The following is a 21,240-nucleotide window of genomic DNA, read 5'->3' on the forward strand; positions in this document are numbered from 1 at the left end:
GCAAATCTCCTTGTAAACCTACTAGAGGAGAATGGAGAGTATATTAAACAGATTCAAGCGGAAATGCATATGCAACAGATGATCTTCGATTCCATTGAAGAAGGTATGATTGCCATCAACAAAGATGGTACTGTCGACTTTTTTAATAAAAGTGCCTCCCGAATGGTTGGGGTTTCGGTAGAAAAGGCTATAGGTAGGCCGATCTTAGAAGTTATCCCACTATCCGAGTTACCAAACACTTTACATACGGGTAGGTCGGAGTTGAATCGAGAATTGGTGCTTGCCAATGGTTTGAAAATCGTTACTTCTCGATTTCCTTTAATTGATTTTGATGGGAAAAGTGTTGGCGCGTTTGCAGTGTTCAAAGATATTTCAGAGGTCGTTGCACTTGCGGAAGAAATAACGGACCTCAACAAAGTAAAGACGATGTTGGAAGCGATTATTCATTCTAGTGATGATGCCATCTCAGTCGTCGATGATCATGGCAACGGAATTCTTGTTAATCCTGCTTATACACGGATTACGGGTTTATCAGAAGATGAAATTGTTGGCCAGCCTGCCAATGCCGATATCAATGAAGGCGAAAGCATTCATATGAAAGTACTACAGACAAGAAAGCCTGTCCGTGGTGTTAATATGCGTATTGGTGAGAATAATCGCGAAGTAGTTGTCAATGTTGCCCCAATTATCGTTGACCAACAAATAAAGGGTAGCGTCGGTGTGATTCATGACATCACTGAGATGCGCAATTTGATGAAAGAACTGGACCGTGCCCGAACGATTATTCGAAAACTGGAAGCAACTTATACATTCGAAGATATTTTTGGCGGTTCATCGGATATTGAGATTTCGATTGAACAGGCTAAATTAGCTGCCAAATCTGAGGTGCCTGTCTTGCTACGTGGAGAAACGGGAACAGGAAAAGAATTGTTCGCACATGCCATTCATAGCAGTAGCAACCGACGATTTCATAAGTTCATTCGTGTCAATTGTGCCACAATGAATCCGGTTACATTAGAGTTGGAATTATTTGGACCGAGCGTGAACGAATCTCAAGAAGAACTAGGAAGAAGTCAAGGTTTGTTCGAGGAATCGCATCAAGGCACGTTGTTCCTAGACGAAGTCGCGGACCTGCCACTTGCAGCACAAGAGAGGCTACTGACCTATTTAGTTGATGGGATAATCGCTAGTGGCTCTGCACACCTATCCGTTCGAATCATTACGGCGACATCGAAGAACTTGGAAAAGGCGATGCATGAAGGTACATTTAATGAAGAACTCTATTATGTCCTCAATCGAATTGCCATCCAAATTGCACCACTTCGCTCCCGCACAAAAGATATCCCATTGATTGTTGGCCATTTGCTTGTGAAACTGAATCAAGAATTCGGGATGAACATTAAGAAAATGACTGATGAGGCGCTGGAACGGCTCAAGCAGTATGACTGGCCAGGGAATGTGCGGGAACTTGAGAATGTACTTAGTCGAGCTATGATTTTTATGGATTCAGGGGAAGTCGTCATTGGACTAGATGATATAGTGAAATCCTTTTCGCAAAGGGAAGATAAAGACGAGGAACCGTTACTTCCGGAAAAAAGCACACTTGCTTCAATCATGGATGATTATGAAAAAACAATCCTTGAAACAGCCCTCCGTGAAAATGATGGAAACAAATCACTAACAGCCAACAGGCTAGGCATTTCGCTTCGATCTTTGTACTATAAACTTGAAAAATTTAGCCTCGTTTAAGAGCTACCCAGTAAAGGAGGACAACACGATGGTTACACTCGATTTACTCATTACGCGGGCTGCATCGAAAAAAGGACCGGTTGTCGCTGTTGCATCAGCAGCAGATCGGGCAGTTCTAGAAGCCGTTAGCGGCGCCATCGCAAAGGGAATCGCCTCATTCTTATTGTACGATGATGAAAATCGCTTGAAAATGTTGATCAAAACGGAATTTCCGCATTTGCTAGAGGATGAAAACATTAGTATTCATCATGCAGATGACGGGGTCCAAGCAGCGAACCTTTCTGTGAAAGCGGTTTCAAGCGGATGGGCACACGTCGTGATGAAAGGGAATGTAGCGACGTCTATTATCCTGAAGGCTGTATTGAATGGTGAATATGGATTACGGACAGGTAAAGTGCTATCACATGTCGCAGCCTTTGAGGTGCCGGGTTATGACCGGTTGCTGTTTGTGACAGACGCTGCGATGAATATTGCTCCTGACCTTGAAGCGAAAGCGCAAATTATTCGCAATGCGGTTGCAACTGCACATGCTTGTGGTGTCAAAGAACCGATCGTTGCACCGCTTGCGGCAATCGAGACGATCAATCCTATAATGACACCAACAACAGATGCCGCATCGCTTGTCGTTATGAATAGGCGTGGGCAAATCACTGGATGTATTGTCGACGGACCCCTTGCATTGGATAATGCGGTTTCTGAACAGGCGGCTATACAAAAAGGGATTACGAGCGACACAGCAGGTAAAGCAGATATTCTAGTTGTCCCAAACATTGAAGCAGGTAATATTTTATACAAATCACTAATGTATTTTGCAAATGCCAAGGTTGGTGCGGTGATTCAAGGCGCCAAAGCACCCATCGTCCTAACATCTAGGGCGGATAGCGCTGAAAGTAAGCTGTATTCATTAGCACTAGCCATTCTTTCGGTAAAATAAGCAAAATTTCGGGCGCTCGATGCTTGGACAAAAAAATAATATAAACCCCTAGGAGGAAATTCACAATGGAACTTTTTAAATATATGGAAAGCCATGATTATGAACAAGTTGTTATCTGTCAGGATAAAACATCAGGATTGAAAGCGATTATTGCTATTCACGATACAACACTTGGACCAGCATTAGGTGGAACACGCATGTGGACGTATGCGAGTGAGGAAGAAGCAATTGAAGATGCACTTCGTCTTGCACGCGGAATGACATACAAGAATGCAGCAGCGGGCTTAAATCTTGGTGGAGGAAAGACGGTTATTATCGGTAATCCAAAAACAGACAAGAACGATGAAATGTTCCGCGCATTTGGACGCTTTATCGAAGGATTGAACGGTCGCTATATCACAGCGGAAGATGTGGGTACAACCGAAGCGGATATGGACTTGATTCATCTTGAAACAAATTATGTTACGGGAACATCTGCTGGTTCAGGTTCTTCGGGTAATCCTTCACCTGTGACTGCTTACGGAATTTATCAAGGGATGAAGGCGGCTGCGAAAGAGGCATTTGGTTCGGATTCACTGACAGATAAAGTTGTGGCAGTACAAGGAGTCGGCAACGTTGCGTATGCACTTTGCGAATACTTGCACCAAGAAGGCGCGAAACTGATTGTAACTGACATCAACGAAGAAGCGGTTCAACGTGTTGTCAATGCATTTGGTGCAACAGCTGTTGGCATCAATGAAATCTATTCACAGGAAGCGGATATTTTCGCACCATGTGCACTTGGCGCGATCATCAATGACGAAACGATTCCACAATTGAAAGTGAAAGTGATCGCAGGATCGGCAAACAATCAATTGAAAGAACCTGAACATGGCGACAGAATCCATGAAATGGGCATTGTCTATGCACCGGATTATGTTATCAATTCTGGAGGCGTCATTAACGTTGCGGATGAGTTGATTGGCTATAATCGTGAACGCGCATTGAAACGTGTAGAAGGTATTTACGATACAATCCTAAAAATCTTCGCAATCTCAAAACGTGATAATATTCCAACGTATGTGGCTGCTGACCGCCTTGCGGAAGAGCGCATTGCCCGCGTAGCGAAATCACGTAAACAGTTTTTACAAAACGAAAAAAGTGTTTTATCAAACCGTTAATTGACAATAACCAAAGATTGAAATGGAAGGAGGTTCTATTGTGCATGATAACAGAATCAGGGTCTTGGTCATCAATCCAGGATCCACATCAACAAAGATAGGCGTCTATGAAAACGAAACACTATTGCTTGAAACTACTTTACGCCATTCATCAGAAGAAATTGCACGATATCCTTCTGTTATCAATCAATTTAGTTTCCGTAAAGAGACTATTCTTGAAACTCTTGAAAAAGAAGGAATCAGTATTTCGGAACTTTCCGCTGTTTGCGGTCGTGGCGGACTTCTCCGCCCGATCGAAGGCGGTACCTATTCCGTCAACGACGCGATGATCGAGGATTTGAGAAAAGGATATTCTGGACAACATGCCTCGAATCTTGGAGGCATCCTGGCGAATGAAATCGCGGGTGGATTGGATATTCCTGCATTCATCGTCGATCCTGTCGTCGTCGACGAACTTGCACCCATTGCGCGCATTTCAGGTTTTGCATCGCTTGAACGGAAATCAATTTTCCATGCGCTCAACCAGAAAGCCGTTGCACGCCGTTATGCAAAACAACTCGGTAAAAAGTATGAAGATCTACGGTTAATCGTTGTCCATATGGGCGGGGGTATTACGGTAGGTGCACATGAATTCGGCAAAGTCATCGATGTGAACAACGGTCTACATGGAGATGGCCCATTTAGCCCGGAGCGGGCGGGTACGGTCCCAGCGGGGGCACTCGTTGAATTATGTTTTTCAGGGAAATTGTATCGCAATGAAGTGATGAAAAAGCTTGTCGGTCAAGGTGGCCTTGTTGGCTATTTGGGAACGAATGATGCTGTACAAGTTGAAAAACGGATTGAAAACGGAGATGCCGAAGCTCAGCTTGTGTATGAAGCGATGGCCTACCAAGTTGCAAAAGAAGTAGGTAGTGCGGCTACCGTGCTTCGTGGTCAAGTGGATGCAATCATTCTGACCGGTGGACTTGCGTACGGAAAAGGGTTCGTGGAAGATATTTCATCCAAAATCGCTTGGATTACGGATATTGTCGTCTATCCAGGCGAGGATGAATTGCAAGCACTTGCAGAAGGTGCAATTCGCGTTCTTTCTGGTGAAGAAACAGCTAAAATCTACCCGTCTTGACGGGTCGTTGTGAAGGAGGCCATTTCTATGGCGCGGGAATATGATGTAGTAATTTTGGGAGGCGGAACAGGCGGTTATGTGGCCGCTATTCGCGCTGCGCAATTAGGACTGAAAACAGCACTTGTCGAACAAGGAAAACTTGGCGGTACTTGCTTGCATAAAGGCTGTATTCCAAGTAAAGCGTTGCTGAAAAGTGCTGAAGTGTTTGATACTGCCAAAAACCAAGCAGCAGCATTTGGTGTAGATACAAAAGAAGTAACACTCGATTTCAGTCGGGTGCAAGCACGTAAAGAAGGTATTGTTAAACAGCTACATAGCGGCGTAACGGCACTTATGAAAAAGGGTAAAATTGATGTTTTTGAAGGACTTGGCAGAATGCTCGGACCATCGATTTTCTCGCCAATGCCAGGCACCATTTCAGTGGAAATGAACAATGGCGACGAAAATGAAATGTTGATTTTGAAAAACTTAATCATCGCAACAGGCTCTAGACCACGTACGTTACCCGGTTTGGACATCGATGAACAACAAATCATGTCTTCGGACGGAGCATTAGCGATGGAAAAACTTCCACAATCGATCATTATCGTCGGTGGTGGTGTCATCGGTATTGAATGGGCGTCCATGCTCAATGACTTTGGCGTAGATGTAACGGTCGTTGAATACGCAGATCGCATTATTCCAACTGAAGACGAAGATATTTCCAAAGAAATGAAAAAGCTATTGACGAAAAAAGGAATTACTTTTGTGACAAGCGCGAAAGTCCTACCAGATACGCTAACAAAAACTACAGACTCCGTTACCATTTCTGCCGAAATAAATGGTGAAACGACAGCGTTTACTGCTGAAAAAATGCTAGTATCTGTTGGACGACAAGCAAATGTAGAAGGAATTGGCATCGACAATACCGAAATAGAAGTAGACAAAGGTTATATCAAGACGAGACCGACATTCCAGACAAAAGAACATCATATCTACGCGATTGGTGATGTTATCGGTGGATTGCAACTAGCGCATGTGGCTTCCCATGAAGGAATTGCGGCAGTAGAACATATCGCAGGCTTGAAAAATGAGCCAATTGATTATACGAAAATCTCACGTTGTATCTACTCTAATCCTGAAGCATCTAGCGTGGGGATAACGGAAAAGCAAGCAAAGGAACAAGGATATGACGTCAAAGTTGGTAAGTTCCCGTTCATGGCAATCGGTAAAGCACTGGTGAATGGTAATTCGGACGGTTTTGTTAAAATTGTTGCGGATAACAAAACGGACGATATTCTAGGCGTCCATATGATTGGTGCACATGTTACGGATCTTATTTCAGAAGCGGGACTTGCAATGGTACTTGATGCGACACCGTGGGAAGTGGCTAGCACAATTCACCCGCATCCATCTTTGTCTGAAGTGATGGGCGAGGCGGCACTGGCAGTGGACGGTAAAGCAATTCATATGTAAATAGGTTTTCTAGTGAAAGGGGATAATAGAAATGGCAAATAATCGTCATGAAGCACTTGGATTGACTAATGAAGATGTCTTGCAAATTTTTGAAACGATGCTGATGGCTCGTAGAATTGATGAGCGTATGTGGCTCTTGAACCGTGCAGGGAAAATCCCATTTGTCATCTCTTGTCAAGGACAAGAAGCGGCACAAGCGGGAGCAGCTTACGCACTTGATAAAGAGAAAGACTGGATTGCCCCTTACTACCGTGATATGGGCGTTGTCCTTCATTTCGGTATGACACCAAAGGATTTAATGCTGTCGGCTTTCGCTAAAGCGGAAGACCCGAACTCAGGTGGCCGTCAAATGCCAGGACACTTTGGTCAACGGAAAAATCGTATTTTAACAGGTTCATCACCTGTTACGACACAACTACCACATGCTGTCGGCGTTGCGCTTGCAGCGAAGATGAAAAAGGAAGATTTCATTACATTTGTTACACTTGGCGAAGGTTCATCTAACCAAGGAGATTTCCACGAAGGCATGAACTTCGCGGGCGTTCATAAATTGCCAACCGTTATTATGGTTGAAAACAATAAATATGCTATTTCGGTTCCAGTCGAAAAACAACTGGGCTGTGTCAACGTGTCGGACCGCGCAATCGGTTACGGGATGCCGGGTGTTACAGTTGATGGAACGGATCCACTTGAGGTCTACAAAGTCGTGAAAGAAGCGGCAGATCGCGCGCGTAGCGGGGAAGGTCCAAGTCTAGTGGAAACCATCTGCTATCGTTTGACAGCACACTCCTCAGATGATGACCAACGACAGTACCGTGATGCAGAAGAGCTTGAAAATGAAAAGAAAATGGATCCGATTCCAAAGTTCTCGGCTTATTTAAAAGAAGTCGGTGTACTAACGGACGAGCTAGAAAAAGAACTGGAAGAACGCATCATGAAAGAAGTGAACGAAGCGACTGATTATGCAGAAAACGCTCCGTACGCTGAACCTGAGTCTGCGCTCCTTCATGTCTATGCTGAACAAGGGGGGAACGTCTAATGGCTATCATGTCTTATATCGATGCCATCACATTGGCCATGAAAGAAGAAATGGAACGTGATGATCGCGTTTTCGTACTAGGTGAAGATGTTGGACGTAAAGGCGGCGTTTTTAAAGCCACAACGGGTCTTTACGATCAATTCGGGGAATACCGTGCACTGGATGCTCCTCTTGCAGAATCTGCGATTGCAGGTGTCGGCATTGGTGCAGCAATGTATGGCTTACGTCCGATTGCTGAAATGCAGTTTGCTGATTTCATCATGCCGGCAGTGAACCAAATCGTTTCCGAAGCGGCAAAGATTCGCTATCGTTCGAACAATGACTGGACATGTCCAATTGTCATCCGTGCGCCTTTCGGAGGCGGCGTACACGGCGCATTATACCACTCGCAATCTGTGGAATCGATGTTTGCCAGCACGCCTGGACTGAAAATCGTGATTCCTTCTACACCATACGACGCGAAAGGTCTGTTGAAAGCAGCCATTCGTGATGAAGATCCAGTGCTGTTCTTTGAACATAAACGTGCTTATCGATTAATCAAAGGTGAAGTACCAACAGATGACTATGTTTTACCAATCGGTAAAGCTGATGTTAAACGTCAAGGCGATGACATTACCATTATCACTTATGGTCTATGTGTTCACTTCGCATTACAGGCGGCTGAACGTCTTGCAGAAGACGGTATATCCGCCCATATTCTCGATTTACGTACGATCTATCCGCTCGATAAAGAAGCGATTATTGAAGCCGCTTCAAAAACGGGGAAAGTCCTGCTTGTGACAGAGGATAATATGGAAGGAAGCATCATGGGAGAAGTGGCGGCAATTATTGCTGAAAACTGCCTATTTGAACTCGATGCACCGATTAAACGTCTTGCGGGACCAGATGTACCTGCAATGCCGTATGCACCGACAATGGAGAAATTTTTCATGGTCAATCCAGACAAAGTCGAGAAAGCAGCGCGCGAACTCGCTGAATTTTAACTTGATTCAGCAGAAGTCCGCCACAACTATAATTGGTGGACTGAATGACAAAATGCATTCCATTCAGTGGGAGTCCAAACACCTGCTGAATCAAGTTAGCTGCCGGCGGGTGTCACAAATTTTGAGAGGAATGAATTGCGCAAGCGCAATTCAAAATTTGGACGCAATTACGCCGGGGCGTAATTGATTTACATTCAGGATGGAGGTAAAGTAATTGGCTATTGAAAATATCTTAATGCCACAACTCGGTGAAAGTGTGACAGAAGGCACTATCGAGAAATGGCTTGTTAAACCAGGTGACACGGTGGCGAAATATGACCCACTTGCAGAGGTGAACACGGACAAAGTAACTGCTGAAGTTCCTTCTTCATTTGCAGGTGTTATCAAGGAATTGATTGCACAAGAAGGCGAAACGCTAGCTGTGGGGTCAATTGTTTGTACGATTGAAATTGAAGGTAGTGCAACGACAGAAGCACCAGTTGCTGCGGTACATGCACAAGAAGAACCTGCAAACGAAATGCCAGCTGCTGGTTCACAAAAACCAGTTGAGTCATTGAATCGTGAAAAAGGCAAAGCAGCTGGACGTTATTCACCTGCTGTCCTTCGTCTGTCACAAGACAATGGCATTGATTTAACACTCGTAGAAGGTTCCGGTAAGGAAGGGCGCATTACGCGCAAAGATTTGTTGGCGATTATCGAGAGTGGCAATATTCCAACGGCTGCGGCGGCGCCTGTTGTGGAAACATCTGCACCAGTAGCACCGGTGGCAGTAACGCAGACAGCACCTACACAGACAGCTGCTGAACCTGTCAATGCACCAATTGCCGCAGGAGATATCGAAATTCCAATCACGGGCGTACGTCGTGCCATTGCCAGCAATATGCTGCGCTCGAAACACGAAGCGCCACATGCTTGGATGATGATAGAGGTCGACGTAACGAATCTTGTCCAGTATCGTGATTCCTTGAAAAATGATTTCAAACAAAAGGAAGGCTTCAATCTGACGTACTTCGCATTTTTCGTGAAGGCAGTATCGCAAGCATTGAAAGAATTCCCAATGATGAATTCCATGTGGGCTGGCGATAAAATTGTCCTGAAAAAAGACATCAATATCTCCATCGCTGTTGCATCGGATGACGCATTGTTCGTTCCTGTTATCAACCATGCAGATGAAAAAACAATTAAAGGCATTGGACGTGAAATCCAGGAACTTGCTGGTAAAGTACGTACAGGCAAATTGAAATCAGCTGAAATGCAAGGTGGAACATTTACGGTCAACAATACGGGCTCATTCGGATCTGTTCAGTCAATGGGGATCATTAATTATCCGCAAGCAGCGATTCTTCAAGTCGAGTCGATTGTGAAACGCCCAGTCATTATGGCAGGCGGTATGATTGCAGCGCGTGATATGGTGAACTTATGTCTATCACTCGATCATCGTGTACTTGATGGCTTAGTTTGTGGTCAATTCCTTGCACGTGTGAAAGAAATTCTTGAAAATGTTTCTGCGGATAATACATCTGTTTATTAAGAAAAATGATACACCTCGGTCCGTTTCGTACGGGTCGAGGTTTTTTTTATCGAAAAGAATAGAGGTATTCCTGTGAAAAAAGTCGAATTATAGACGTGAAATAACTACATAAGATGAGGGGGAAATGAAAATGACGAAAAAATTAAAACTTGGTATCATAGGCTGTGGAGGAATTGCACAGGGTAAACATCTTCCAAGTCTAAGCAAACTAAAAGAAACGGTTGAGCTTGTTGCATTTTGTGATATTGAAATAGAAAAAGCTGAAAGCGCGGCTAAACAGTATGGAACTGCTGACGCAAAAGTGTATGAAGATTATAAGAAATTACTCGAAGATATGTCAATTGATATTATTCATGTGCTAACACCGAATGTCTCTCATGCTGAAATTTCAATCGCGTCAATGGAAGCTGGCAAGCATGTCCTATGTGAAAAGCCAATGGCTAAAACAACTGCAGAAGCAGCTCAAATGGTTGAAGTCGCAAAACGTACAGGTAAAAAATTAACAATCGGTTATAATAACCGCTTTCGATCGGATAGTCAACATTTACATAAAATAGCAAGTCGTGGTGATTTAGGAGAAATTTACTTTGCGAAAGCACATGCAGTTCGGAGACGGGCAGTTCCAACTTGGGGTGTCTTTTTAGACGCAGAGAAACAAGGTGGAGGCCCACTTATCGAAATTGGTACGCATGCACTTGACTTAACACTATGGATGATGAACAATTACAAACCAAAAGCAGTTATGGGTTCTGTTCACCATAAATTGGGTAAAAAAGAAAATGCGGCAAATGCATGGGGACCTTGGGATCCAGCAAAATTCACAGTCGAAGACTCTGCATTTGGGTTTATCACGATGGAAAATGGTGCAACGATTACATTAGAAGCAAGCTGGGCGTTAAATACACTAGATGTTGACGAAGCAAAATGTTCACTAAGTGGAACAGAAGGCGGAGCAGACATGAAAGATGGCTTACGCATTAATGGTGAGGACCTTGGAAAATTGTATACAACAACTGTAGGAGTAGGTGCTAGCGGAGTTGCATTTTATGAGGAGACATCAGAAAGTGATACAGACCTTGAAGCGCGTTTGTGGATTGAATGTATTCTGAATGACACTGAGCCAATAGTTAAACCGGAAGAAGCATTTGTAGTAACGCAAATTTTAGAAGCGATCTATGAATCTGCCAAAACAGGTAAAGCTGTTTATTTCGACTAATCAATTTCGGTTTGAAAAAGTGTATGTGACAAAAGAAAATGTGTAATAAACTTGGCTTATTTAAAAAATGAAAAGTGAGTGATGCGAATGATTAAAGTAGCTGTATTAAGTAGATGGCATGTCCATGCGGATGATTATGCACGTGATATTCTAACAAATGATAACCTATCCATCGAAATGGTGTGGGATGAAGATGCTAAACGCGGAGAAAACTGGGCGAAAGAGCTAAACGTTCCTTTTGAACAAGATTTGCAGGCTGTTTTGGCGAATCCGAACATTGACGCAGTTGTTGTCAGCACACCGACAAATATGCACAAAGAAGTAATCATTGCTGCGGCACAACATAAAAAACATATTTTCACTGAAAAAGTGTTGGCAATTACAGTGAAGGATAGCGAAGAGATTTATGCAGCTGTTGAAGAAGCTGGTGTTCAGTTAATGGTATCATTACCAAGACTAACAGATAACAACTTCTTGTATGCTGAAAAATCCATCAATGATGGTTGGGTTGGTAAAGTAACAATGGTTCGTTGTCGTTTTGCTCACGCTGGTGGCGTTCCGGCAGAAGGGCAAACGAATGGTTGGTTGCCAGCACGTTTCTATGATAAGGAGCAAGCCGGTGGAGGTGCAATGATGGACCTTGGTGCACACCCCATTTATTTGACGAATCGTTTAGCTGGAAAAGCAGTTGGTGTTTATGCACGCCTTCAAAAAGAAATCAGTACAACTGTAGATGATAACTCTGCTTTGTTAGTCGATTATGCATCAGGTGCACTTGGTATTATTGAAACAAGTTTCGTATGTAATGGAAGTCCATTCCAGTTGGAAGTGTACGGAACAGAAGGATCATTGTTCATCAACGATGACAAAGTTCGCATCAATAGTACAAATGTAAAATCGGCTGAGTTGACAGAAATTCTACCTGGATTGCCAGCGCCAATGGTACAATGGGTAAATGCAATTCAAACAGGTGCAACACCAACGATTACAAAAGAAGATGTTATTAATTTAACACGCATTAATGAAGCTGCGCTGCAATCACACGATGAAGGTCGTCGAATCGAGCTATAAGTTTTTTGTTTCAGGCTCTTGGGTAATCCATTTGTTTAATAAGAAAAATAACATGCCTCGGCCCGTTTCATATGGGTCGAGGTTTTTATTTGTCGAATAGATAGAGGGATTCATGTGAATAGGGGAGAATAACAGAATATAAGTTTTTATATGGATTGGTGGCAGAGAGCTATGGATATATTTCTTGAAAAGTTACACCTTGCAGACGCTGAACAATTATTTGCTTTTGAACTTGATAACAGGACTTATTTCGAAGAAATGGTACCCACTAGAGGTAATGATTATTATAATTTCGACTTTTTTAAAAGTAGGCATGAATCCTTGCTAGAAGAACAGGATCAAGGAAGCTCCTGTTTTTATCTAATTAAGGATAAAGACGCCTCAATTCTTGGCAGAATGAATGTAGTGGATATCGAGGAACCTCAAGGTGTTGGTCATTTAGGATATAGGGTGGGGCAAATACATACTGGAAAAGGAATTGCGCATAAAGCATTGAAAATATTAATAGAAAAAGTAGTGGAGGAAGGAAGAATAAAACAATTAAGAGCGCAAACAACAACTAATAATATAGCGTCTCAAAAGGTCCTGGAGAAAAATGGTTTTGAAATGATAGGTACGAGTGATGAAACGTTTGAGATGAACAATCAGCAGTTGACATTTGTCTATTATAGTTGGAGTTCCTTACTGAAATAATTGGGCATGTGAGCACAACAAGTAGATGTAATTACACATGCTAACTTATTTAAAGAGTTGAATTAGGGTGGTACATCATATGGGGTTATATGGTGAATATTTCGAAGCAATTAAAGAAGGCAAAAAACAGTTGAAGTTCGCTTGAACGATGAAAAGTGAAACGATTGTTAAATGCCTAGTTATTATGGCGGTTGGTATGACTGCGACGCGTGAACTGGGAAACTTATGTCTTTCACTCGATCATCGAGTGCTTGACAGCTTGGTTTGTGTCAATTCCTTGCACGTGTGAAAGAAATTCTTGAAAATGTTTCTGCGGATAATACATTTGTATATTAAGTAAAATGATGTACCTCAGTCTGCTTCCTATGGGACTGAGGTTTTTTTGTCGGATAAATAGAAGTATTCGTATGAACAAGACCCCGTAAAAGAAGGGATCCGACTTCGGTGTTCGACTCATGTGACAATAATTGTTTATTCGGAGTAGTGGAACTTTTTAGTTAAATGAACGTAATAGTAGTAGGAAGATTTGAAGTTAGTTAATAGCAAGAAAAGGAGATTGTCGATATGATATTAAAAAAATTTAACTTATTGATTCCGTTGTTATTTTTAGTTTTAAATTTTATTTTCTTGTCATTTTTGATTGAAGAGTTAATAGATGCCTCTGAACCCAATTATGGAGGAGGATGGAGCCTGTCAACTCCCGTATTTGGTTTAGTATCCTTTATATACATTAGAAAATTTGTTGAAAAAAAGTCTAGCTCTTTGATATGGATTTTACAGGGGTTAAATTGGTTTTTTATTCTTTTTCCCATAGCTGTTTTCTTTTATGGGGTTTTTATAATGGTTAATTATTGAATTAACATGGGGGAAGGTGAAGAAAATTAGGAAGGATACTTCAAAGGCGATTAAGTTTATTGGCATAGGAACGGTACTTCTAGTGTTGGTCGGGATAATCACATGGCAGTCGATTGACAGATATAAGGAAGTTCAGCAAATAGAGTCGAAATTGGGTTTTGATATTACAGTAGTAGATAGACAATCCCACGATGCATGGTGGGTAGCAACGAGAACATATCTGGTGAAACCGTCGGAAGATAATAAGGAAAGTAATATCGAATACATGTTTCACTTGAACAAAGAAAACAAGATAGAACAATGGGCGACGGTCAAAAATGGAAAGATAATCACACCAATTAAGTATGAGGAGACATTTAAGTAGGACATCACTACAAATGATACGTACTTAAGAGTGCGTTCGTTGACCAAGGTACGATTGTCGAATGACAGTCTTTTTTACCTTTCATCACCGAGCATAGTCGGGTAAACTAGTAGTAGATACATAATTAAAGGGGTGTAGCGTGTTATATGACTATACATACTATGAAATTAACAACATTTGACAAAATTGACTTCGAACAATGGAAAGTTGAAGCCATTCGGTCTTTAAAGGGGAAGCCGTTAGAATCGCTGATGACGAAAACGTTGGAAGGGATTGACCTTCATCCATTGTATACGCAAGATAATTGTAAAGAAGGGGGCCGAATAGCTAAACAACAGACTGGCTGGATCATCGCACAGCAAACGCAAGCAACGAATGGACAACAATTTGTTACGGAACTAAGAAATTCATTGGACCGCGGCAATGATGCGATTGTTTACGATGGTACACAACCATTGGACTTGGACGAATCCTCTCTTCATGAAATTGCACAACTGATGACCGATTATCCGGTTTTCATCACAAATACAACAAAGGAAGACCCATTTTTGAAAGCCTTTACATTTGTCGATGAAGCGAGCCGTTCAGCAGTGAAAGGGGCCATTGCTGTTTCAGGATGGACACTGCCCGAAGGTTTCACAAACATACGGACAAGTGGTGCAGATACATGGACTGCGCATCATAATGGCGCCGACGCGGTTACTGAACTGGCGCTTTCGCTGGCACAAGCAGCACAGTATGCGACGGAGCATGAAACGTTCACTCATTTCGCCGAAGATTTCTTTGTTCGTTTTGCAGTCGATACGCATTTCTTCATGGAAATCGCAAAGTTCCGCGCATTCCGAGTGCTATGGCAGGCATTTAGTGCTGCTTATGGGGTTACGGATACACCGGATATTCCGCTACTGGCAACGACATCGCTAAGATCTTATTCGAAGCTCGATCCGTATGTAAATCTATTACGGGCAGGCAATGAGACGTTCGCTGCGGTGCTAGGTGGAGCAGATGTGATGACGGTTCATCCGCATGATATTTTGACGGGGCCATCAGAAAGTTCCATTCGATTTGCACGCAATATCCAACTCGTTATTAAAGAAGAAACGCATGTTGATAAAGTAATCGATCCAGCGGCCGGTTCTTACTTCATTGAAACGTTGACGTCTGAGCTAGTAGAAAAAGCATGGGCACTATTTGTAGAAATTGAAGCGGCGGGTGGTTTCGAAGTGTTTATGGATAGTAGTTCTCTCGCTACACTTCTTGAACGACGTAAGGACGAAGTGGCAAAAGGAAAACAGTCATTGATTGGCACAAATGTCTATGCGGATTTAACGGCTACCGAATTTGCCGACTGGAGTGGCATCACTGTCGAAGGACGCCTGGCTGAGCCGTTTGAAAAGCTTAGATCCTTATTTGGCATAGAACAACCGCGAACGGTGCTGTTGACGTTTGGAGAATTGAAAGATTTCAAACCTCGGGCTGATTTTGTCGGTGGATTTTTAGCGACGGGGGGCATTCATTCTGTATGGAGTCCTGCATTCGAAGATGTGCAAGCAGCACAGACTTGGCTTGCTGGTGAAAAAGTGGACTACGCCATCGTTTGTGCCACGCCTGCCATGACCGAATCCATCGTGGAATCACTGCTTAAAGGATGTCCGAAGAATATGATAGTAGATGTCGCTGGGAAATATGAAACGGCAATCGAGCAACAATGGCTAGGTGCTGGTTTGAATGGCTTCTTATTCAGTGGACAAAACAAAGTAGACAAATTAATGGCTATCCATAATACATGGAAAGGGGGCGTTGACGGTGAAAAAGCCTAATTTCAGTCAAGTGAATGTACAGCAAATGACACAATCGAACAAAGAACGAACAGTTTCTACTGGGAAGCCTTTTCGGACGAATGAGGGAATCGACGTTAAAACGGTCTATACAGCTTCAGACATTGCGAATGTTGAACATGTCAACGATTATCCTGGACTTGCACCGAACACAAGGGGCCCTTATCCGACCATGTACGTGGCAAGACCGTGGACAGTTCGTCAATACGCCGGGTTTTCAACAGCTGAGGAAAGTAATGCATTTTACAGACGTAATCTCGCCATGGGGCAAAAAGGGTTATCTGTGGCATTTGACCTTGCGACACACCGTGGTTATGATTCCGATCATCCGCGTGTCACAGGTGATGTGGGGAAAGCCGGCGTTGCCATCGATTCTGTTGAGGATATGAAAATTTTGTTTGATGGTATTCCACTCGATCAAATGTCTGTGTCAATGACGATGAACGGGGCGGTATTGCCCATTATGGCGTTTTATATCGTAGCTGCTGAGGAGCAAGGCGTCACTCCAGATAAACTTGCGGGTACGATTCAGAATGATATTTTGAAAGAATATATGGTGCGTAACACTTATATTTTCCCGCCTGAGATGTCGATGAAAATCATTGCCGATATTTTTGACTACACATCGAATAATATGCCGAAATTCAACTCGATTTCGATTTCTGGCTACCATATGCAAGAAGCGGGAGCAACCGCAGATATTGAACTTGCCTACACGCTTGCGGATGGACTCGAATATGTCCGAACCGGCTTGAAAGCGGGCATCGACATCGATTCATTTGCACCACGATTGTCGTTTTTCTGGGCAATTGGCATGAACTATTACATGGAAATTGCCAAAATGCGTGCCGCTCGTAAAATCTGGGCACAAATGATGACAACGTTTGAACCGGAAAATCCGAAAACATTAGCACTTCGTACGCATTCGCAAACTTCGGGATGGAGTTTGACGGAACAAGACCCATTCAATAATGTCACACGTACACTCATCGAAGCGAATGCTGCGGCAATGGGGCATACACAGTCGCTCCATACGAACGCATTGGATGAAGCCATCGCTCTGCCGACAGATTTCTCTGCACGTATTGCACGTAATACGCAATTATTCTTGCAAGAAGAGACGATGATGACGAAAGTAATCGATCCGTGGGGTGGCTCATACTATGTCGAAAAACTGACGGATGAGTTGATGGACAAGGCTTGGGAATTGATTGAAGAAATTGAGGATTTGGGTGGTATGGCGAAAGCGATTGAAACAGGCCTTCCGAAAATGAAAATTGAAGAAGCGGCGGCAAAACGCCAGGCGCAAATCGATTCACGGGCAGAATCCATCATTGGGGTCAATAAATATCGGCTAGATAAAGAAGATCCCATCGATATTTTGGACATCGACAACACACTTGTGCGTCAGAAACAAATTGACCGCATTAACCAGATGAAGGCAGATCGTGACGATGCGGAAGTTGCACGCATTCTAGCTACGTTAACGGAAATTGCACGAAGTGGCGAAGGAAACCTTCTTGCTTGCGCTGTCGATGCAGCACGTGCACGCGCGACGATTGGCGAAATCTCAGATGCCATTGAAAGTGTTTCAGGTAGACATAAGGCGGTGATTCGTTCTGTGAGTGGCGTATACAGTTCTAATTTCTCGAACGCAGAGGAAATTAATGAAGTGAAATCGATGGCCGATGACTTTTTGGAAAACGAAGGTCGGCGCCCACGCATTCTGATTGCAAAAATGGGGCAGGACGGGCATGACCGTGGTGCGAAAGTAATTGCATCTTCATTTGCGGATCTTGGTTTTGACGTAGATATCGGACCACTGTTCCAGACACCAGAAGAAACAGCTTTGCAAGCAGCGGAAAACGACGTGCATGTCATTGGTGTTAGTTCGCTTGCTGCAGGACACAAGACGCTTGTTCCAGAACTGCTTGGAGAGCTGTCGAAAATAGGTCGTGAAGATATTCTGATTGTCGTGGGTGGCGTTATTCCAGCCCAAGATTATGCATTTTTACGTGGAAACGGAGCGGCAGCAATCTTTGGTCCAGGAACAGTAATCCCAGTTGCAGCGCAAAAAGTCATTGAAGAGATTTACCGGAGACTCGGCTATGAGGAAGTGTCGGAGTGACAGACAACAACGGCTTATCTCCTGACGAAAGTGCACTCCATGTGATGGACGGTATCACGTCCTCACATGACGGCATGGCTGCTGCGAAACGCAAACGATTTGTCAAAAAAGACCGTGACATTCCTATTGAGGAATTATCGGACAAGATTGTAAAAGGTTCTCGCCTTCATTTGGCAAAAGGGATCACCTTACTTGAAAGTATTACAGCAAAAGATAAAACAGCGGGGCAACAATTGTTGCTAAATGTCATGCCGAAAACAGGCAAAAGCATACGCATTGGCATTACAGGTGTCCCGGGTGCGGGGAAAAGTACATTCATTGAAGCGTTTGGACTAATGCTTGCCAATGCCGGTCATAAAGTGGCGGTTCTTGCCATTGATCCAAGCTCAACAGTGACAGGCGGTAGCATTTTGGGTGATAAAACCCGCATGGAAGAGTTGGCTAGACATCCGAACGCCTTCATCCGACCGTCACCATCAGCGGGTACACTTGGTGGGGTCCACAAAAAATCGCGTGAGACAATGTTGCTGTGTGAAGCGGCTGGCTATGATGTAATCCTCATTGAAACAGTAGGGGTCGGACAAAGTGAAACCGTTGTACGTGGCATGGTCGATTATTTCATGTTGCTGGTCTTAACCGGCGCGGGGGATGAACTGCAAGGGATGAAAAAAGGAATTATGGAGCTAGCAGATGGCATTATCGTTCATAAAGCCGACGGTGATAATTTACGGTTGGCGAAAAAGACGGTAAGAGAATACCGCCAATTGCTCCATTTTCTTCAACCGGCTTCACCAGGTTGGACAACAACAGCACTTCCTGTATCATCGATTAAAAATACCGGGCTCGAAGACGTCTGGCAGACGATATTGACCTTTAAACAGACAATGGAAGATAGTCGCGTTTGGGAGGGTAGACGCCAATCTCAGACAAAAGACTGGTTCCGTTCGATGATTAACGATAGGTTGATTGATACGTTTTTTGCAGAGCCTGGGAAGAAAGAACAAGTCGCCAAACTTGAAAAATCTCTACTTGAGGGCAATTTGACAGTGACAGGTGCGGTGGATCGGTTGTTTGAATGAAAAAGGTGACCTCCGTTTAATGAACAACGGAAGTCACCTTTTCTAGTTAGGCTACTTTTTCTTTGCGATGGCGTAAATAATAAATAAACTCTGCAATTAATGATGCAGGTAAAGTATAGGGACTACCTTGCAAATTAAATTGCATTTGCTGCTGCTCAAAACTCATGTCGTCATACATCTCATTATGCGTTTTTCCAGACTTTTTCAATTCTTTTTTGGTTTCTGTAATATTACCATATTGCACGGGAATCATCACAATAAAGTAAAGGGCTAAAACCGAACCGATGATCCAAAATTCCATGACTTTCACCTCCTTTTTTTATAACCTTTATTGTATTTACGCAAGTGTATTGAAAAAGGTTTCACTTATTTTATTTATTCTGGAAATTAAACCTATTAAAAGCCTTAGTCCAATTGCACAAATGAAAGCCATAAAAGATGCTGGCATAAAACGAAGCTGTACAGTGCCAGTGCAAATCTGAGTAAAAACCGCAAGTATCTTTTGGGCTCGATCTTGGTGAGCACAAAAAGCAATAGAAAAGGAAGGCTAATTTTGATTAGAAAAAATCCGGAAATACTTGTTTCATAGACGGAACGCATAAGTGGATTCGCTTCAGTAATATGGTTATTTCGAAGGCCGAAATCGGTAAACAAGGCGTCCCAAATAGCTAATGAGAGAAGCAGAATCCCAGCTTTGAATAGTCTGCTACGGGTAGATAACATATGCTTTATCTGCATAACCTCGATCCCCTTTCGATTTGACGGTATAGCATTAGGCTATGGATGATTAGGATGAATTATTCGCCGTGTTGTCCGTTTGTTTTGAAATCGATTTTTTGCACGAATCCACTACTCCTGCTATGATAAAGTAGTAAATAGAAAGGGGCAATATTAATTATGAATATGGATTTTAATCTTTATATGAATGACATTCTAAGACAAGCACGTTCAGAGATGGAAGCAAGTGGTTATGAGCAATTGACAACTCCTGAGAGTGTTGAAGAAGCATTTAAACGTTCGGGTACAACACTTGTAATGGTCAACTCAGTTTGTGGCTGTGCAGGCGGTATTGCACGACCAGCAGCGGCTCACGCTGTCCATTATGATAAGCGTCCAGATCACTTAGTAACGGTATTCGCTGGACAAGATAAAGAAGCAACAGCGCAAGCACGCATGCTCTTCGGCGAAGATCATTTGCCGTCTTCACCGTCCTTTGCATTGATTAAAGACGGTAAGCTCGTAGCTGAAGTGGGACGCTATGAAATCGAAGGACATGATCCAATGTCAGTTGTGACGAACCTACAAAGCCAGTTCGAGGAATTCTGCGAGGAAGTGTAAGAAAAAACAGTCCGTGTGTGCACATAGCGCATACGGACTGTTTTTTTGAGAAACAAGGTTAAGTTACATCATTAATGTGCTAAGACCAAACAAGACACTTGACGCTACCATAGCGCCGATCATAACAAGGACAACAATCTTCTGTACTTTCTTATTGCTCATTAGTCAAAACCCCTTATGTTTTATACTTCTATTTTAACAGAAATTGAGGATTTCACAACATCTGGCGAGATTATGAGGTAAAATGGACAAGAGGGAAAGGGGGAATCTGGATGAAATCAGTAGATCATGTAGGAATCGCTGTGAAGAGTATTGATGTGTCGATTGACTATTACATACATACGCTAGGATTGAAATTGCTAGCCATCGAGGAAGTAGTCAGTCAAGGAGTGCGTGTCGCATTTATCGACGCCGGTAATATCAAACTGGAATTGCTGGAACCGCTTGGGGAAGACGGTCCGATTGCAAAGTTTATTGAAAAACGTGGCGAAGGTGTCCATCATATCGCATTTGGCGTGACGGATATTCGTTCAAGGATGGTCGAGTTGCGAGAAAAAGGCGTCCAGTTGCTACAAGAAGAGCCGAAAGCGGGCGCGGGTGGGGCACAAGTTGCATTTCTTCATCCTAAGTCATCATTCGGTGTTTTATATGAACTATGCGATAAAACGGGCAAAGGGGATTAAA

At 43.2% G+C, this 21,240-nt stretch carries 21 protein-coding genes and 4 pseudogenes; 22 read left to right on the forward strand and 3 right to left on the reverse strand.

Annotated elements, in window-relative coordinates:
- Positions 1 to 78: 78 nt before the first annotated feature.
- From ACIQ0H_RS05325 to meaB, 20 genes and pseudogenes are all read left to right on the forward strand, one after another.
- Positions 79 to 384, forward strand: a pseudogene (locus ACIQ0H_RS05325) (PAS domain-containing protein); the annotation flags it as partial.
- Between the two features lie 48 nt (positions 385 to 432).
- A pseudogene (locus tag ACIQ0H_RS05330) lies at positions 433 to 777 on the forward strand (PAS domain S-box protein); the annotation flags it as partial.
- 57 nt (positions 778 to 834) lie between these two features.
- Positions 835 to 1,563: pseudogene (locus tag ACIQ0H_RS05335) on the forward strand (sigma 54-interacting transcriptional regulator); the annotation flags it as partial.
- A gap of 51 nt (positions 1,564 to 1,614) precedes the next feature.
- Positions 1,615 to 1,749 (forward strand): helix-turn-helix domain-containing protein, encoded by a 135-nt coding sequence (locus tag ACIQ0H_RS05340; protein WP_403412387.1) that lies wholly within the window; start codon positions 1,615 to 1,617, stop codon positions 1,747 to 1,749.
- A 28-nt stretch (positions 1,750 to 1,777) separates the two neighbouring features.
- Positions 1,778 to 2,683, forward strand: a complete 906-nt coding sequence (yqiS, locus tag ACIQ0H_RS05345) for a phosphate butyryltransferase (protein ID WP_403411951.1) — start codon at positions 1,778 to 1,780, stop codon at positions 2,681 to 2,683.
- Positions 2,684 to 2,748: 65 nt separating this feature from the next.
- Positions 2,749 to 3,843 carry a Leu/Phe/Val dehydrogenase gene (locus tag ACIQ0H_RS05350; RefSeq protein ID WP_403411954.1) on the forward strand — a complete coding sequence of 365 codons (1,095 nt, stop codon included), beginning with the start codon at positions 2,749 to 2,751 and terminating at the stop codon, positions 3,841 to 3,843.
- Positions 3,844 to 3,865: 22 nt separating this feature from the next.
- Positions 3,866 to 4,966: a butyrate kinase gene (gene buk / locus ACIQ0H_RS05355; protein ID WP_403411957.1), complete on the forward strand. Its 1,101-nt coding sequence runs from the start codon at positions 3,866 to 3,868 to the stop codon at positions 4,964 to 4,966.
- A gap of 27 nt (positions 4,967 to 4,993) precedes the next feature.
- Entirely contained in the window at positions 4,994 to 6,421 is a 1,428-nt protein-coding gene (lpdA, locus tag ACIQ0H_RS05360; RefSeq protein WP_403411960.1) for a dihydrolipoyl dehydrogenase, read from the forward strand.
- A 31-nt stretch (positions 6,422 to 6,452) separates the two neighbouring features.
- A complete protein-coding gene (locus ACIQ0H_RS05365) occupies positions 6,453 to 7,460 on the forward strand; it encodes a thiamine pyrophosphate-dependent dehydrogenase E1 component subunit alpha (protein WP_403411963.1) in 1,008 nt (335 codons plus the stop codon).
- Positions 7,460 to 8,443: an alpha-ketoacid dehydrogenase subunit beta gene (locus ACIQ0H_RS05370; protein WP_403411966.1), complete on the forward strand. Its 984-nt coding sequence runs from the start codon at positions 7,460 to 7,462 to the stop codon at positions 8,441 to 8,443. Before ACIQ0H_RS05365 ends, ACIQ0H_RS05370 begins: the two co-directional genes overlap by 1 nt.
- A 214-nt stretch (positions 8,444 to 8,657) precedes the next feature.
- Positions 8,658 to 9,974: a dihydrolipoamide acetyltransferase family protein gene (locus tag ACIQ0H_RS05375; protein ID WP_403411969.1), complete on the forward strand. Its 1,317-nt coding sequence runs from the start codon at positions 8,658 to 8,660 to the stop codon at positions 9,972 to 9,974.
- A gap of 130 nt (positions 9,975 to 10,104) precedes the next feature.
- A complete protein-coding gene (locus tag ACIQ0H_RS05380; protein WP_403411972.1) occupies positions 10,105 to 11,190 on the forward strand; it encodes a Gfo/Idh/MocA family protein in 1,086 nt (361 codons plus the stop codon).
- A gap of 87 nt (positions 11,191 to 11,277) precedes the next feature.
- Complete coding sequence (locus tag ACIQ0H_RS05385; RefSeq protein ID WP_403411975.1) at positions 11,278 to 12,261, forward strand: Gfo/Idh/MocA family protein; 984 nt, start codon at positions 11,278 to 11,280, stop codon at positions 12,259 to 12,261.
- 171 nt (positions 12,262 to 12,432) lie between these two features.
- Positions 12,433 to 12,954 carry a GNAT family N-acetyltransferase gene (locus ACIQ0H_RS05390; protein ID WP_403411978.1) on the forward strand — a complete coding sequence of 174 codons (522 nt, stop codon included), beginning with the start codon at positions 12,433 to 12,435 and terminating at the stop codon, positions 12,952 to 12,954.
- Positions 12,955 to 13,102: 148 nt separating this feature from the next.
- Positions 13,103 to 13,290 (forward strand): annotated as a pseudogene (locus tag ACIQ0H_RS05395) (2-oxo acid dehydrogenase subunit E2); the annotation flags it as partial.
- A gap of 228 nt (positions 13,291 to 13,518) precedes the next feature.
- Entirely contained in the window at positions 13,519 to 13,809 is a 291-nt protein-coding gene (locus tag ACIQ0H_RS05400) for a hypothetical protein (RefSeq protein WP_403411981.1), read from the forward strand.
- Positions 13,810 to 13,825: 16 nt separating this feature from the next.
- Positions 13,826 to 14,173, forward strand: coding sequence for a hypothetical protein (locus ACIQ0H_RS05405; RefSeq protein ID WP_403411984.1), 348 nt, complete (start codon positions 13,826 to 13,828; stop codon positions 14,171 to 14,173).
- Between the two features lie 161 nt (positions 14,174 to 14,334).
- Positions 14,335 to 15,993: a methylmalonyl-CoA mutase family protein gene (locus tag ACIQ0H_RS05410; RefSeq protein WP_403411987.1), complete on the forward strand. Its 1,659-nt coding sequence runs from the start codon at positions 14,335 to 14,337 to the stop codon at positions 15,991 to 15,993.
- Positions 15,980 to 18,139 carry a methylmalonyl-CoA mutase gene (scpA, locus tag ACIQ0H_RS05415; protein WP_403411990.1) on the forward strand — a complete coding sequence of 720 codons (2,160 nt, stop codon included), beginning with the start codon at positions 15,980 to 15,982 and terminating at the stop codon, positions 18,137 to 18,139. The genes ACIQ0H_RS05410 and scpA overlap by 14 nt, the downstream gene beginning before the upstream one ends.
- A 44-nt stretch (positions 18,140 to 18,183) precedes the next feature.
- Positions 18,184 to 19,218 (forward strand): methylmalonyl Co-A mutase-associated GTPase MeaB, encoded by a 1,035-nt coding sequence (meaB, locus tag ACIQ0H_RS05420; RefSeq protein WP_403412390.1) that lies wholly within the window; start codon positions 18,184 to 18,186, stop codon positions 19,216 to 19,218.
- A gap of 46 nt (positions 19,219 to 19,264) precedes the next feature.
- Here meaB and ACIQ0H_RS05425 read toward each other — a convergent pair whose 3' ends face one another.
- Positions 19,265 to 19,519: a DUF3949 domain-containing protein gene (locus ACIQ0H_RS05425; protein WP_403411992.1), complete on the reverse strand. Its 255-nt coding sequence runs from the start codon at positions 19,517 to 19,519 to the stop codon at positions 19,265 to 19,267.
- Positions 19,520 to 19,623: 104 nt separating this feature from the next.
- Positions 19,624 to 19,956, reverse strand: coding sequence for a DUF5658 family protein (locus ACIQ0H_RS05430; RefSeq protein ID WP_403411995.1), 333 nt, complete (start codon positions 19,954 to 19,956; stop codon positions 19,624 to 19,626).
- Between the two features lie 159 nt (positions 19,957 to 20,115).
- On the opposite strand from ACIQ0H_RS05430, the gene ACIQ0H_RS05435 reads away from it, so the two are divergent.
- On the forward strand, positions 20,116 to 20,556 hold the full coding sequence (locus tag ACIQ0H_RS05435; protein WP_403411998.1) for a BrxA/BrxB family bacilliredoxin: 441 nt from the start codon (positions 20,116 to 20,118) through the stop codon (positions 20,554 to 20,556).
- 63 nt (positions 20,557 to 20,619) lie between these two features.
- On the opposite strand, the gene prli42 is transcribed toward ACIQ0H_RS05435, so the two are convergent.
- Positions 20,620 to 20,718, reverse strand: coding sequence for a stressosome-associated protein Prli42 (gene prli42, locus ACIQ0H_RS05440; RefSeq protein ID WP_403412000.1), 99 nt, complete (start codon positions 20,716 to 20,718; stop codon positions 20,620 to 20,622).
- Positions 20,719 to 20,828: 110 nt separating this feature from the next.
- Between prli42 and mce the strand changes: the two genes are divergently transcribed.
- Positions 20,829 to 21,239 carry a methylmalonyl-CoA epimerase gene (mce, locus tag ACIQ0H_RS05445; protein WP_403412003.1) on the forward strand — a complete coding sequence of 137 codons (411 nt, stop codon included), beginning with the start codon at positions 20,829 to 20,831 and terminating at the stop codon, positions 21,237 to 21,239.
- Position 21,240 lies beyond the last annotated feature (1 nt).

Source organism: Sporosarcina sp. NPDC096371, from assembly GCF_044762865.1.
Taxonomy (GTDB): domain Bacteria; phylum Bacillota; class Bacilli; order Bacillales_A; family Planococcaceae; genus Sporosarcina.

Excerpts from the sequence above, each read along its gene's own strand:
- ACIQ0H_RS05340 (WP_403412387.1), top strand. The coding sequence starts at position 1,615 with ATGGATGATTATGAAAAAACAATCCTTGAAACAGCCCTCCGTGAAAAT.
- buk (WP_403411957.1), top strand. The coding sequence starts at position 3,866 with ATGGAAGGAGGTTCTATTGTGCATGATAACAGAATCAGGGTCTTGGTC.
- ACIQ0H_RS05390 (WP_403411978.1), top strand. The coding sequence starts at position 12,433 with ATGGATATATTTCTTGAAAAGTTACACCTTGCAGACGCTGAACAATTA.
- prli42 (WP_403412000.1), bottom strand. The coding sequence starts at position 20,718 with ATGAGCAATAAGAAAGTACAGAAGATTGTTGTCCTTGTTATGATCGGC.
- ACIQ0H_RS05380 (WP_403411972.1), top strand. The coding sequence starts at position 10,105 with ATGACGAAAAAATTAAAACTTGGTATCATAGGCTGTGGAGGAATTGCA.
- lpdA (WP_403411960.1), top strand. The coding sequence starts at position 4,994 with ATGGCGCGGGAATATGATGTAGTAATTTTGGGAGGCGGAACAGGCGGT.
- ACIQ0H_RS05430 (WP_403411995.1), bottom strand. The coding sequence starts at position 19,956 with ATGCAGATAAAGCATATGTTATCTACCCGTAGCAGACTATTCAAAGCT.
- mce (WP_403412003.1), top strand. The coding sequence starts at position 20,829 with ATGAAATCAGTAGATCATGTAGGAATCGCTGTGAAGAGTATTGATGTG.
- ACIQ0H_RS05370 (WP_403411966.1), top strand. The coding sequence starts at position 7,460 with ATGGCTATCATGTCTTATATCGATGCCATCACATTGGCCATGAAAGAA.
- meaB (WP_403412390.1), top strand. The coding sequence starts at position 18,184 with ATGGACGGTATCACGTCCTCACATGACGGCATGGCTGCTGCGAAACGC.
- ACIQ0H_RS05400 (WP_403411981.1), top strand. The coding sequence starts at position 13,519 with ATGATATTAAAAAAATTTAACTTATTGATTCCGTTGTTATTTTTAGTT.
- ACIQ0H_RS05425 (WP_403411992.1), bottom strand. The coding sequence starts at position 19,519 with ATGGAATTTTGGATCATCGGTTCGGTTTTAGCCCTTTACTTTATTGTG.
- ACIQ0H_RS05435 (WP_403411998.1), top strand. The coding sequence starts at position 20,116 with ATGAATATGGATTTTAATCTTTATATGAATGACATTCTAAGACAAGCA.
- ACIQ0H_RS05410 (WP_403411987.1), top strand. The coding sequence starts at position 14,335 with ATGAAATTAACAACATTTGACAAAATTGACTTCGAACAATGGAAAGTT.
- ACIQ0H_RS05350 (WP_403411954.1), top strand. The coding sequence starts at position 2,749 with ATGGAACTTTTTAAATATATGGAAAGCCATGATTATGAACAAGTTGTT.
- yqiS (WP_403411951.1), top strand. The coding sequence starts at position 1,778 with ATGGTTACACTCGATTTACTCATTACGCGGGCTGCATCGAAAAAAGGA.
- ACIQ0H_RS05365 (WP_403411963.1), top strand. The coding sequence starts at position 6,453 with ATGGCAAATAATCGTCATGAAGCACTTGGATTGACTAATGAAGATGTC.
- ACIQ0H_RS05385 (WP_403411975.1), top strand. The coding sequence starts at position 11,278 with ATGATTAAAGTAGCTGTATTAAGTAGATGGCATGTCCATGCGGATGAT.